The following is a 13,068-nucleotide window of genomic DNA, read 5'->3' as shown; positions in this document are numbered from 1 at the left end:
ACGCCGACGCAGTTATGCCGCAGCCACCTTCTTGGGCGCGAAACGGCCGTAGAAGGTCTCCCCCTCACGGGCCATGTCGATCAAGAGCTTTGGCGGCGTGAACCGCGAGCCGTACTTCTTCTCCAGCTTCAGGCATAGCTCGACGAAGTTCTTGGTGCCCATGAAGTCGATGAAGGACAGCGTGCCGCCGGTGAACGGCGGAAAGCCGAATCCGAGGATCGAACCGACGTCGGCCTCGCGCGGATCAGTAACGACGTTGTCCTCAACCGTGCGCGCGGCCTCCACGGCCTGCACGACCAGGAAGCGCTGCTTCAGTTCCTCGATGTCGAGCGTATCGGGATCGAGATGCTTGGATTGCAGCGTCGTCAGCTCCGCCCATAATCTCTTCTGGCCCTTGCCCTTCTCGGGATAGTCATAAAAGCCCTTGCCGTTCTTGCGGCCGAGACGGCCCCGCTTTTCCGCCATGTCGACGATCAGCTTCTTATGAGCCTGATTGACAGCCTGAGAACCAAGGTCGGCTTCGGTTGCCTTCATGATCTTCATTCCGAGATCAAGTCCGGTCTCATCGGTGAGTGAGAGAGGCCCGACCGGCATGCCGGCCATCTTGGCGACGTTCTCGATCATCGCCGGCGGCACACCTTCCAGGAACATCTCGTAGCCTTCAAACATGAAGAGCATCACGCAGCGGTTTGCGTAAAAGCCGCGAGAGTCGTTGACGACGATCGGCGTCTTCTTGATCAGGCGCACGTAGTCGAGCGCGGTCGCCAGCGCCACGTCGCCGGTGTTCTGCCCGACGATGATCTCGGACAGCATCATCTTCTCGACCGGCGAGAAGAAGTGTATGCCAATGAACTTCGACTGATCCTTGAACTCCTCGGCCAGCGAATTGATCGGCAGCGTCGAGGTGTTGGTGGCGAAAATGGCGCCTTCCTTCAACAGCGGCTGCGCCTTCGCATAAATCTCCGCCTTGACCTTGCGATCCTCGAACACGGCTTCGATCACGAGGTCGCAATCCTTGATCGCATTGAAATCGGCGGTCGAGGTGATACGTGCCAGGAGCGCATCGCCATCCCCCTTCTTCATGCGGCCCTTGGCGACGGCGGCGTCGACGTTGGCCTTGGCATGAGCCTTGCCCTTGTCGGCGGATTCCTGATCCCGATCGACCAGCACGACCTCGATGCCGGCCTGAGCCGAGACGTAGCAGACACCGGCGCCCATGAAGCCGGCCCCGATCATCGCCATCTTCTTGATTTTTGCCGGCGGCACGTTCGGCGGACGGCGCGCGCCCTTGCCAAGGTCCTGCATCGACATGAACAGCGAGCGGATCATCGCCGCCGCCTCATTCGAGCGCAGGATTTTCGAGAAGTAACGCGCCTCGACGCGCAGCGCCGTATCCATCGGCAACTGCAATCCTTCGTACACGCACTGCAGGATGGCGCGCGCGGCCGGATAATTATCGTAGGTGTCGCGGCGCAGGATCGCCGTGGCGGGCTGGAAGAACTGCAAACCCGCAGGCGAGTAGACCTTGCCGCCGGGCAGCTTGAAGTCCTTATCATCCCACGGAGCGACCGCCTTGCCGCCAGCCTTGATCCAGTCCTTGGCCTTCTGAATCAAGTTTGCAGCAGGCACGATTTCGTGGATGAGGTTGCGGGCCTTGGCTCTCTCAATTTCGATGGCCTCGCCCTTGAACAACATCTGCACAGCATCCATGGTCGGCATCAGGCGGGGCAACCGCTGAGTGCCACCCGCACCAGGGAAAATTCCCAGATTGACTTCGGGCAGGCCGACGCGGGTTTTCGGATTCTCGGATGCGATGCGATAGTGACAGGCAAGCACCAGCTCAAAGCCGCCCCCGAGAGCGGTGCCGTTGACCGCGGCCACCCACGGCTTGCCGCCGACCTCGACGTTGCGGAACGTTCGCGACAGCTTGCGCGCCTCGTCGAACATGAACTGGTTTGCGACTTCTTCGCCTTTCGACTTTAGCGTCTCCGCGTAGGTGTGGTTCATCTTCTGCAGCATCGTCAAGTCCGCGCCGGCGCAAAACGCGTCCTTGCCGGATGTGATGACGACGCCCTTAACCGCGGCGTCCGCGGTCAGTTGCTCGATGATGGCGTCGAGCTCGGCGGACGTGTTCTCATCGATCACATTCATCGACTTGCCGGGAAGATCCCACGTCACCAGTGCGATGCCGTCGGCATCCGTTTCAACCTTGAAATTCTTGTAGGTCATGTGATGGTTCCAATTCGTTGCCGCATTCCAAGAAGGCGGCCCCCGCTGCTCGCGAGATGGCAGGTTAGATTTCGTTGTGAGATCCCCGCCTTGCGCAAGGAGGGGCAAAGCTCAAACTCGTTCGATGATGGTCGCGGTGCCCATGCCGCCGCCAATGCACAGCGTGACAAGCGCTGTGGACTTGTTGGTGCGCTCGAGTTCGTCGAGAACGGTGCCCAAAATCATCGCGCCGGTCGCGCCGAGCGGATGGCCCATCGCGATTGCGCCGCCGTTGACGTTGATCTTGTCGCGGTCGATATCGAACGCCTGCATCAAGCGCAGAACCACGGAGGCGAAAGCTTCGTTCAATTCGACCAGATCGATGTCCGACAGCTTCATGCCCGAGCGATCCAGGACCTTCTGCGTCACGTCGACCGGACCCGTCAACATCATCGCAGGCTCGGAGCCGACGTTGACGAAAGAACGAATCTTCGCGCGAGGCTTGAGGCCATGCTTCTTGCCGGCTTCCTTGGTACCGAGAAGAACGGCGCCAGCTCCGTCGACAATACCCGACGAGTTGCCGGCGTGGTGAACGTAGTTCACGCCTTCGATTTCCGGATGCGACTGCACCGCCACCGCATCGAAACCACCCATCGCGCCCATGGTGGCGAAGGACGGCTTCAACTGGCCCAGTGACTGCATGGTCGTGCCGCGGCGAATATGCTCGTCCTTATCGAGAATTGTGATGCCGTTGATGTCCTTCACCGGCACGACAGAATTCTTGAACCGGCCTTCGTCCCAGGCCAGCGCGGCACGCTCCTGGCTCTCGACCGCATATCTATCCACGTCGTCACGCGAGAAACCGTATTTGGTGGCGATCAGGTCCGCCGCCACGCCCTGAGGCATGAAGTAAGATGGCACTGCCATCGAAGGGTCCGTCGGCCATGCCGATCCGGACGACATGATGCCGACGCGGCTCATCGACTCCGCGCCGCCGCCGATCGTCAGTTCGTGCTGACCGGCCATGATCTGCGCCGCGGCGAAGTTCACCGCGTCGAGACCCGAGGCGCAGAAACGATTGATCTGGATACCTGGCACCGACTTGCCGAACCCAGCGGCAAGAGCCGCGAACCGCGCGATGTCGCCGCCCGCCTCGCCGACCGGATCGACAACGCCGTAGACCACGTCGTCGATGCTGTCGGACGCCAGGCCGTTGCGCTCCTTCAGAGCCTTCAGCGGCACGGTCGCAAGTGCAAGAGCCGTCACTTCGTGCAAAGAGCCGTCGGCTTTGCCGCGACCTCGCGGCGTGCGTACGTGATCGTAGATGAATGCATCTGCCATTTCGTCTCTCCTTCAATCGATCGGAATATCCGACATCAGCTCATATCGTGGCATGCGAACCACTTCTTCCCTTGCTGTTCATTTTGGACGCATGGGCCGACGCAGATCCGTCCGAATCCGTGCAATCAGGCCTCCGAGATCCGCAAGGTTCATTTCGCTCTACAGTTGTCTAGTGACTTGTGTTTTACAAGTCATTTGACGCGCTCTATTTGCCAGGCCTCGCTGTACGGTCAACTGGTGAAGGGTCGGGTTTATCGTCGGTCTGCGGCCGCCACGCTCGCGCTCGTCGGCTAGGCCGGGTGCGCAGCTCTCGATGGCGTCAATCGTGACGGCGCCGGCGACACGTGCTCACTCCGAGGAGGCGTCGAGCACATCACCAAAGAGCTCCCAACGCGTGCCGGTCCAGCGCTGCAGCCTCATTTGCGTGTAGTTCATGTTGATCTTGTCGGTCGTGTTGACGCTGATGCCGGGCAACAGTGTCGGTAGCACCACATTCTTCAGGCTCTTCGCCTGCCTGATGATGTTTTCGCGGGAAAGGTCGCTCCCGCACTGCTTGATCAGATGTTCGAGCAGCATGCCCTGCGTGTAGCCATACAAGATGTTGAAATCGGCAATGTCGACGCCGGGCATGTATTTGTCGATGAAGGTCAAATAGCTCTTCATTCCGTCGGTGTGAACCCATTGCGGATCGCTGGGATCCTTCATGTTTGTTCCGACCATCACCCCGATCGCCTTGTCGAGGCCTGCCGGCTTCAGAGTCGCGCCAACCGAACTGGAGGGGTAGTTCAGCAGGATCGCAGGCTTCCAGCCAATCTCGGCAGCCTTGCGGATGGCTTGAGCGGCAAATTTTGGCGTTGCTGCCAGCAGCAACGCATCGGCCCCTGAGCTCCTCAAGTTGACGATGTGAGACTCCACCGTCGGATCACTCAGCTCATAGGGGATAGCGGTGACGTTCTTGTCAAAGCGGGTGCCAAGGATCGCCTTGAAGGCGTTCAGGTAATCCTTTCCTAGATCATCGTTCTGGTAGAGAATGGCATACCTGGCATCTGGCAAAGTCTTGGTCAGGAACTTGGCATAGATCTTTCCCTCGGTATCGAAACTGACGATGCCTGTTGTCGTCAGCGGAAAATCGGCCACATTCGTAAACTTGTTCGACCCCGAGACGATTGAAATAGACGGCACGGCCTTCGATATCAGATACTTCGCCACCGCCGTGTTGCCCGGTGTGCCGAGCTGACCAAACAAGAATGAGACCTCGTCGCTTTCGACGAGCTTGCGCACCTGCTCCACCGCTTTGGGCGGACTGTAAGCATCGTCATAGGCAATATAGTTTATTTTCCGTCCGTTTATGCCGCCACGATCGTTGATCGACTGGACATAGGCTTGAATACTTCGGCCGATGATGCCAAGCGACGAGGCGGGCCCGCTGAAGGGAAAGACCCCCCCAACCTTGATCTCGGTCGCCGTTACCCCCGGAGTATCCGCCGCATACGCGACTGACCCGAGCGTCAACAGCATCAATGCAAAGGCAGGTCTGACGATTTCAAACATAGCATCCCTCCCAAGTGAAACGACCCGGTTCTTCGAAAACTGACGCTTGTGAATGTGGCCCTACAAGTTTGACTAGGAAGCGCGACGTGCCTGCCTTGATATTTGGAGCCGCTCGCGGACCATCTCCCGAACTAAATCCTTGCGTACTTTGCCGAAGCTGTTGCGCGGCAGTGTCTCCAGGCAGACGACTTCACGCGGCCGCTTGTAGCTTGCCAGCGAGGAGCAGCTCTTTACGAGCTGATCAAGATCGACGATGGTCTCCGTAGCAGTGACGATCGCGGCAACGACGATCTCGCCCCATTTTTCATCGGGGACCCCGACCACCGCGACTTCCCGGATCGAGGGATGGTCAATCAATAACAATTCCACCTCAGCACAATAAATATTCTCGCCGCCGGAGATTATCATGTCCTTCTTCCGGTCCTTGATCGCAAGGTAGCCGTCAGCATCGATAACACCAAGGTCGCCGCTTCGATACCAGGCAGCTCCGTTCAAACTGACGATCGCTTCACGCGTTGCCTCCTCATTATTCAAATAATGAGAGAACCCCGTCGGTCCGCTGATAAGAATCTCACCTACTTCGCCATTCGGAAGAATGCCGCGCTTTTCGTCATGAATGACTACCTGCGTACACGGCGCTGGCAGCCCGGCAGTGCCAGGCTTCTTGGCCAGCATGTCCGGCGGACATCTCGAGACGAATAACATCTCGGTGATGCCGTAAGCGTTTGTCACCCCATCTGGCAGCTTGAATCTCTCCTGGATCCGTTCTGCAAGCACCGGGGGCAGCGGCGCCGAAGCAGAGATCCAGTGCGTGAGGTGCGGCAAGGTCCTGTTCTCTGCGGATGGCTCCTGAACGAGCTGCCAGGCCATCGTTGGAACGATGAAAGCAAGCTGGATCCTGTACTTCTCCAGGTTTTCCAGGGTTTGAGGTGCGTCGAACCGTTTGCGCAGAAAATTTGTTCCCCTGCACAGGATCACCGGCAATGCGAAGTTTTCCGTTGCTCCGCGATGAAAGAGAGGAGCGACCGCCAGCGATCTGACCTCTTCCGGGAAGCCGAGCGCTATGGCGCTGAGCGTCGCGGCGGCAACCGCCGATCGATGCTTTACCACTGCCCCCTTTGGCCGGCCGGTCGTGCCTGAGGTGAACCAGATGCCGCTATCGGCGTCGGCGCCGACGGTCGGAAACTGCGGGATATCATCAGCCACGCCATGCGAAAGGTCGACGAAAGCAAGCTGGCCGGGGCGAGCCTCTGCTCCGGCCACGATCTGGAGGATCGAGAGTTCGGAAATGGAAATCGCCTTTAATGCGAGTTCCGCGAGATCCCGGTCTACGATGATCGCTTTGCACTCCGCCGCGACGAGCTGATACGACAACTCCTCAGGAGTCAGACGGAAGTTCAGAGAGACGGTCAGCGCACCAAGCCGCGCGATCGCGAAGTAGGATAAAAGGAGCTCGCGCTGATTCCAAAGCAGATAAGCTACTCTGTCGCCTGTTGTGATTCCTTGTCTCTGAAGTCCGGCCGCAAGTCTATCCACGGTCGCGTCGAATTCGAAATAGCTCAGCGAGCCGATCTCGTCGACAATAGCGGTCTTTTGCGGTACAGCGCGTGACGTCGTCCGAAGAATATCGGACACCGAAATAGCTCGATCGAGCACGATGATCCTCCCTTTGTTGCTCTGGCAGCTTGTGCTGCTCTTAGAGCTCTTCTTACCTCGCCTAACGTGGTGGCTCCGGCTGCCACTTCACCCAGTGGAAGAATGACTTGCATTGCCGGCATCGAAACAAGACCTCGGAGACGCTCCCACCGAAGGGCGAGTCGATGTCGACGGCATCGCTCTCGCAGTGCGGACAAACGACCTTGCTGGCATCCACCGGCAAGTCGAATGTTGGTTCGTTTCGGTTCACGGCATTGCCAGTTCGCGATTCTTGAAACGGATCTTCTCGAACAGGTTCTCCGGGATGCCCGGAGCGCCATTGCGACGGATGGATCGCAGCCAGGACCTTGCATGGCCGGCAATTCCGTCCGGGACATCGAAGGTCTCGCCGACCGCTTTGAGGAAGCGCTCGCGAAGGTCCGAATCCGACGCATCCCGATAGCCGCTTGAGAAAACGATGTCCGGCCGGTCCGGCTCGCCCCACCAATCCAACGCTTCGACCAGGCGGCGACGGGCATCTTCGTCGACTGGCGACGCCGGATCTTTGCGTAGCGCCTTGATCCAACCTACCGAATAGCTGAGATGAAAGCGCGATTCCTTTAGGATCTTGCCGGCCAGACGTGCCAGGGTTCTGTCGGCTAGGCTCGTTCTGTAGGCGCTCAGTTGCGTGGAGATGGCCTGCTCGGCCATGAATATCGTAGCGACAAAATCGGACCACGATTGCGGCGGCCGATCCAGCAGCTTCGGCGAGCGAATGTCCTTCGCGCCACGCGTCCACTCCACCTCATCGAGAGTGACGCCGAAACGACCGAGATGCTGATAAAGGGCGCGGGCATGACCATATTGCCCCTGCATCATCGCGCAGATTGACGTAAAGTCCGCGATGGATCGCCCATTCTGCAACACCATCATGTACCAGCCAGCGAGCACCAGCTTGGCGTCCGCGATGCAATACAATTCGTCCCGCAAGAACTGATCGGCCTCCGAGAGGCCTTCGATTGAATCGATGACAGCCATCACACCACCTTCACTTTCGATTTGCTGCCGCGTTCGGTAATCGTGACGATTGCCGATAGTGGTACGATGCACATCTCCCGCCAGGTATGGTGGTCGTAGACAAACCATGCGCGTGCTTCCGCTAGTTCTGCGTTCGGGGCCTCGACTGAACCGACATGCGTGAGCGGTTCTGCGGAATCCCGGCGTGCAAATACCTCGTAGAATTCGGGCTTGTCGCCGCCCAACTCCAACTGTCTGTCGATAATTTTCTTCATCGTCGCGACCCCTAGACTTGTATTCCAAAGCGGCGCATCAGCTGTCGGGCATTGGGCTCAATGGATTGAGTGGTCCAATCGTGATGCCAGCCTTCGAGGACGTTGACCTTGCTGACGCCATCAAGGCCGCTCACTGCGTCCCTGACCGATTGTTTCAACATCGAGACGCCAGGGCAGGCCAGACACGGAATGGCGAGCTCGACATCGACCACGCCGTTTTCCGATATCGTGACGGCCCGCAACATCCCCATGCTCTCGATGCTGACCGGTATATGCGGGTCATTCACTGCGAGGAGCGCCTCTCGGACCGCTTGCTCCGTCACCACAGGTCCTGCCCCCAAAGCTCCGTCTGCATCCGGCTCAGGCCCGGCAGCTTCAACGGACCGCCTTTCTTCCACTGCGCCAGCTTCTCGGGCCACGTGACCGTACGAAAATCCCACTTCATGGTTTCGAAATTCAGCAGGATCGGCATTTGGTAATCGAGGACGTAAATGCCTTTTTCTGTGTCGAAGTGAGCCGGGACGTTCAAACCAACCTGCTCGCAGAAGGGGACGAGGCGCTGCAACCAGATCTGCCTGAGCTGATCGTTGCTGCTGCCGCGAATCTTGTAGTGGAGCTGGTCGGGCCTCGACTTGACATCATCCGTCGCGCCGAACCACTCGGCCCCCAGGGGAAACCAGAAGTCCATCCGTTCCTGGACACGCTTCCGCATCTCGGGGCCCTGCTGCATGTAGTGGCGGATCATGTATTCGCCGCGCTTGACGTGGAAGTTCTCTTCAAAGTTCACCTTCCGCAGCGATCGGCTATACGGCCCAAATGAACAATTCTCCTCGAGATCGCGCGTCGTGATATATCCCGCCTGATCGCCGACAAGGTGGCCCAGCCCCACATCGATCGGACTTAGGTTCCCAAACTCGAGCAGAAAGAACGTCTTGAAGTTCTTGGGATCACGCTCGAACACCTGGTGATAGGAGTCGAAGCCGAAGTCCTCGAGCATGCGGAACATGACCTGGGCATGCCCCATCTCGTCCTGCAGTGCAGACGCGACGGCGATGCGATCATTGATGCTTGGTGCAAACGCTATGGCATCGTAGTCGAGAGGCAACGTCATGATTTCCAGATCGGCCGCGATCGACATGGTCGCGACCAGCACGTCACGATAGCGGGGCGTCATCTCGCTGATATCTTCCAGCGTTGCGCCAGCCTTGATTCGGGTCTGCAGAGCGACCTCAGTTGCCTCTTCCGAGATTTCACGCGCGAGCGTCGCTTGAGCCATGGTCAAACTTCCGTCGTTTACAAGTCGCTGACTGTTTATGCGTGGTCCTGAAGATTGCCGCGCAAGACATCGATAACGGAGGGCCCATCATCGACCTCGATGTCTCTCGGCGTCTCCGATGCGATTTGGAGACCGGTAAGCACGACAGCCTTGAGCGTGCGAACTAGGCGGTGAACGTCGATGCGGAGATTCTGACGGAGGCACTCGAGCATGATGCCATCGCCGGTTGAGATCAAGAGCCGAGCCATGTCGCTACTGCTCAGATCGGAGCGAAAGACGCCGGAAGCTTGCCCCAGTTCCAGGACATTTCGCACTTCTCGTGCGATCCGATTGTAGCCAGCCTTTACCCTGCGCGCGGCTTCGGATTCAGTTCCAGCCATCTCTATGGAGACGACGATCGGCAGCAACATCGAGCCCGGATGGTTAAGGGCGACCTCGCCGGCCATCTCCAGGTATTTCGTCATGCGCTCGACGGGCGAAAGGCCTTGATCTTGCAAGATTTGAAGGTACGGCTCCATGACGTTGGCTTGCACGCGATTGAGCAGCTCAAGCAGGACACCTTCCTTGTTGCCGTAATAGAAGTAGACGCTGCCCTTGGTCAGATCTGCGAGCTGCCCGATCTGCTCCGTCGTCGTACCGTTGTAGCCCTGAGTCACGAAGAGAAACTCGGCGGCAGCCAATACTGCCGACATGCTCAACTCGCGATGTTCGGAATTTGTCAGTCGTTTCTTGCGCTTTTTCATGCGCTCGAACGTATTATCACTGGACTCGCGAGGTAAAGCCTCGTGCAACCCTAATGCACCGCTAGGCGCACGATCGCTCCTTTCACCGGAGCCATGGCTGGCGTCGAGAACCTCCGACAGTGCAGCGGAAATACACATGCTAATGGCCCAGCGAAGTCTTCTTCGAAGCGGCTAGTAGTTGACATCGATACTCATGTACATTTAACTTACTTACCAGTCAATAACTTTCTTGGTGATCGGGAGAATCCGGATTTTCGTCTTGGAAACCAGTGAGATACACGAGAGCAGCGGCTCGGCTCGGCAGCTGCACAGCACCATATCGAGCCAAGGCGAGCGACCAACAAGGGAGAAAGGACGAGGGATGACCAAACAGATTGAGTTCTATTTCGACTTCGGTAGCCCCTACAGCTACCTCGCACAGACCCAGCTCGAGAAGCTGGCGGCAGACACGCAGGCCAACATCGTCTACATGCCGATCAACGTGCTGGATTTGATGAAAGCAACCGGCAACACCCCGACAACGATCGAGTGCAGGGCGAAGAGGAAATACGCGAAGAGCGATCTGCAACGCTGGGTCAAAAAGTACGGCGTCGGCTGGGAGCCCAACCCGAACTTCCGCCACATCGACCTCAACTTCCTGCTTCGCGGGGCCATCGCTGCGATCAAGCTCGGGGTGGGTCCCGATTTCGTATCGAAGGTTTTCTCCGGCCTCTACTCTCAGGTGCTTGATTTGGGCAACGTCGAAATCCTCAAGGATTTCCTCAAAAAGAACGAGCTTCCTGCCGACCGCATCATCGAGCTGATGGATCGAGAAGACATTTTCGATGAACTCAAGGCACGCAACAAGGCGGCCGAAGATGCCGGTCTGTTCGGGACGCCTACGTTCCGGATCGGAGAGGATCTTTATTTCGGGAACGACCGGCTTCCATTCGTCGAAGCCGCAGCAAAGGTGCAGGCATGACCATGACAAAGCCAGTTTGCATCATCACCGGCGTTGGTCCGGGCACCGGCAGCGCGCTCGCACGCCGCTTCTCTCGCGACTACCACGTCGCCCTCCTCGCGCGCTCGGAGAAGCGCATTCCGAAGCTACAAGCCGAGTTGCCGGACGCTTCCGCGCATATCTGCGATGTCACGCAGGAGAAGCAGGTCAGCGAAACCGTCGCCAAAATCACGCGCGATCACGGCGCGCCTGCGATCGCCATCCATAACGCTGTAGGCGGAGCGTTCGGCAATTTCCTGGAAGTGGATCCGGCGGCTCTCGAGACGAACTTCAAAGTCAACACCATGGGGCTGCTTTATCTTGCCAGAGCGGTCGCTCCCGCGATGATCAACGCAGAAAGCGGCGCCATCGTCGCGACTGGCAATACCTCGGCCTATCGTGGCGTCGAGAACTATGCCGGCTTTGCGCCGTCGAAGGCAGCAGAACGCATCCTCGCCGAATCGATGGCGCGGCATCTGGGTCCTAAGGGCGTCCACGTCGCCTTTCTGATGATCGACGCAGTCATCAACGTGCCCTGGGCGCGCAAGATGTTCCAGGACAAGCCGGAAGAGTTCTTCGCCCAGCCGACAACGATCGCTGATGAGATCTGGCACATTTGCCATCAGCCTCGCTCGGCATGGTCGTTCAACTACGAACTCCGACCCTACGGCGAGAAGTGGTGATCTGCTTCACCTCGCGCAATCGATCGAAATGCCGATCTGACAAATGCCGGACCGTCGTCATCGCTGAGAGACCGGTCCGGCCCTTGACCATAGCCACCAAGCGCTTTCTTCGGAGACGCCCGCGAACTCGCCAAAACATACGAATGATTTGGCGGATCGGCGTGTATCCGCTGGAGCAATCGACTCTTCGATGATCAAGTCATGGATCAATAGCACCGCCGTTATTGTGCCGGGTTTGCTTGCTGCCCTTCTGATTGCAGTGTTGGCTGGTTGGCTGCGGACCCTACCGCTGCTGTCCGTCATTAGCCCGATGATGCTCGCAATGCTGATCGGGATAACCCTCAACAATGTCGTGGGCCAGCCTAGCTGGACGAGAGGCGGCATTTTATTCAGCCAGCGGCGATTGCTTCGGATCGGCATCGTGCTGCTTGGCCTTCAGCTTACCTTCGCCGACATAGGCAGTTTAGGCGTGACCGGCTTCGTTATTCTAGCCGCAGCGCTGTCGTCCACCTTCGTGTTCACGCTGCACACCGCACGATTCCTGCGCGTGGACGAAAAGCTCGCAAAGCTCATTGCCGCGGGCACCTGTGTGTGCGGCGCGTCGGCAGTGGTTGCAACGAACGCTGTCGTGGGCGGAAAGGAAGAGGACGTAACCTATGCCGTCGCATGCGTCACCATCTTCGGGACCATCGCGATGTTCTTTTTTCCGTTTCTGCCGGACCTTCTTCATTTGGATGCGCGAGAGTTCGGACTTTGGACGGGCTCTTCCGTTCACGAGATTGCACAGGTGGTTGCCGCATCGTTTCAACGCGGGCAGGTCGCCGGCGAAACGGGCACGATCGCCAAACTGTCCCGCGTCATGATGCTCGCGCCTCTGGTGCTTGCCATGGATCTGCTGTCGCGAAGGGGCGCGGTGGGAGAAGCGGCGGAAATGTCAAAGCGCACGCCCGCGGCACCCTGGTTTGTGCTCGGCTTCATCGTCGCCACCTGCATCAACAGCATCGGCATCATTCCCGTTGAACTGAAATCGAATCTCATTTGGTTCACGACCTTCCTGCTGACGGTCGCGCTTGCGGCAATGGGAATGCATACGGACTTGGCTAACCTGCAAAAGAGGGGCTTTGGGCCTGCCCTCCTGGGCTCTCTTGCCTCGATCTTTATCGGTGTTTTTAGCCTGGTCTGCATCAAGCTGCTCTATTGAGCGATGTGCAGAGATCCGCTTCGCTCACGTGCGTCTGCCGAGGATGACTGCCTACCCGTTTTGATAGGAGCGTCGCGCGACAAACTGTGAGCAAAAAAGTGGCCCGAGATCGAGTTCCAGGACCAGTCTGGGAGAAATCAAAGCCTGCGCCCGGCCGGC

At 58.3% G+C, this 13,068-nt stretch carries 13 protein-coding genes; 3 read left to right on the top strand and 10 right to left on the bottom strand.

Features of this window, described 5'->3' with window-relative positions:
• Positions 1-12: 12 nt before the first annotated feature.
• The 10 genes from JQ604_RS02940 to JQ604_RS02900 all read right to left on the bottom strand — a co-directional run bounded on the left by JQ604_RS02940 (position 13) and on the right by JQ604_RS02900 (position 10,046).
• Positions 13-2,229 (bottom strand): 3-hydroxyacyl-CoA dehydrogenase NAD-binding domain-containing protein, encoded by a 2,217-nt coding sequence (locus JQ604_RS02940; RefSeq protein WP_212352825.1) that lies wholly within the window; start codon positions 2,227-2,229, stop codon positions 13-15.
• A 111-nt stretch (positions 2,230-2,340) separates the two neighbouring features.
• Positions 2,341-3,549 carry an acetyl-CoA C-acetyltransferase gene (locus JQ604_RS02935; RefSeq protein WP_212352823.1) on the bottom strand — a complete coding sequence of 403 codons (1,209 nt, stop codon included), beginning with the start codon at positions 3,547-3,549 and terminating at the stop codon, positions 2,341-2,343.
• Positions 3,550-3,897: 348 nt separating this feature from the next.
• Positions 3,898-5,100 (bottom strand): ABC transporter substrate-binding protein, encoded by a 1,203-nt coding sequence (locus tag JQ604_RS02930; RefSeq protein WP_212352821.1) that lies wholly within the window; start codon positions 5,098-5,100, stop codon positions 3,898-3,900.
• A gap of 72 nt (positions 5,101-5,172) precedes the next feature.
• Complete coding sequence (locus JQ604_RS02925; protein WP_212352819.1) at positions 5,173-6,756, bottom strand: class I adenylate-forming enzyme family protein; 1,584 nt, start codon at positions 6,754-6,756, stop codon at positions 5,173-5,175.
• A 61-nt stretch (positions 6,757-6,817) separates the two neighbouring features.
• A complete protein-coding gene (locus JQ604_RS42085) occupies positions 6,818-7,006 on the bottom strand; it encodes a PaaD-like zinc ribbon domain-containing protein (protein WP_433996220.1) in 189 nt (62 codons plus the stop codon).
• The gene (locus JQ604_RS02920; protein WP_212352818.1) at positions 7,003-7,773 is read right to left on the bottom strand and encodes a Phenylacetic acid catabolic protein; all 771 of its coding nucleotides are present in this window, start codon (positions 7,771-7,773) and stop codon (positions 7,003-7,005) included. The genes JQ604_RS42085 and JQ604_RS02920 overlap by 4 nt, the downstream gene beginning before the upstream one ends.
• Positions 7,773-8,027, bottom strand: a complete 255-nt coding sequence (locus JQ604_RS02915) for a phenylacetic acid degradation b (RefSeq protein ID WP_212352816.1) — start codon at positions 8,025-8,027, stop codon at positions 7,773-7,775. The genes JQ604_RS02920 and JQ604_RS02915 overlap by 1 nt, the downstream gene beginning before the upstream one ends.
• A gap of 11 nt (positions 8,028-8,038) precedes the next feature.
• Complete coding sequence (locus JQ604_RS02910) at positions 8,039-8,350, bottom strand: metal-sulfur cluster assembly factor (RefSeq protein ID WP_212352814.1); 312 nt, start codon at positions 8,348-8,350, stop codon at positions 8,039-8,041.
• On the bottom strand, positions 8,347-9,303 hold the full coding sequence (locus JQ604_RS02905; RefSeq protein ID WP_212352812.1) for a 1,2-phenylacetyl-CoA epoxidase subunit PaaC: 957 nt from the start codon (positions 9,301-9,303) through the stop codon (positions 8,347-8,349). The genes JQ604_RS02910 and JQ604_RS02905 overlap by 4 nt, the downstream gene beginning before the upstream one ends.
• 35 nt (positions 9,304-9,338) lie before the next feature.
• Entirely contained in the window at positions 9,339-10,046 is a 708-nt protein-coding gene (locus JQ604_RS02900; protein WP_212352810.1) for a TetR/AcrR family transcriptional regulator, read from the bottom strand.
• A gap of 361 nt (positions 10,047-10,407) precedes the next feature.
• Between JQ604_RS02900 and JQ604_RS02895 the strand changes: the two genes are divergently transcribed.
• The 3 genes from JQ604_RS02895 to JQ604_RS02885 all read left to right on the top strand — a co-directional run bounded on the left by JQ604_RS02895 (position 10,408) and on the right by JQ604_RS02885 (position 12,909).
• Entirely contained in the window at positions 10,408-11,007 is a 600-nt protein-coding gene (locus JQ604_RS02895) for a 2-hydroxychromene-2-carboxylate isomerase (protein WP_212352808.1), read from the top strand.
• Positions 11,004-11,708, top strand: coding sequence for an SDR family NAD(P)-dependent oxidoreductase (locus JQ604_RS02890; RefSeq protein WP_249157967.1), 705 nt, complete (start codon positions 11,004-11,006; stop codon positions 11,706-11,708). The genes JQ604_RS02895 and JQ604_RS02890 overlap by 4 nt, the downstream gene beginning before the upstream one ends.
• A gap of 190 nt (positions 11,709-11,898) precedes the next feature.
• Positions 11,899-12,909, top strand: coding sequence for a YeiH family protein (locus JQ604_RS02885; RefSeq protein WP_212352806.1), 1,011 nt, complete (start codon positions 11,899-11,901; stop codon positions 12,907-12,909).
• Positions 12,910-13,068 lie beyond the last annotated feature (159 nt).

It is taken from the genome of Bradyrhizobium jicamae (genome assembly GCF_018130695.1).
GTDB classification, from domain to species: domain Bacteria; phylum Pseudomonadota; class Alphaproteobacteria; order Rhizobiales; family Xanthobacteraceae; genus Bradyrhizobium; species Bradyrhizobium jicamae_B.
This window is presented reverse-complemented; position numbering and strand designations above follow the sequence as displayed.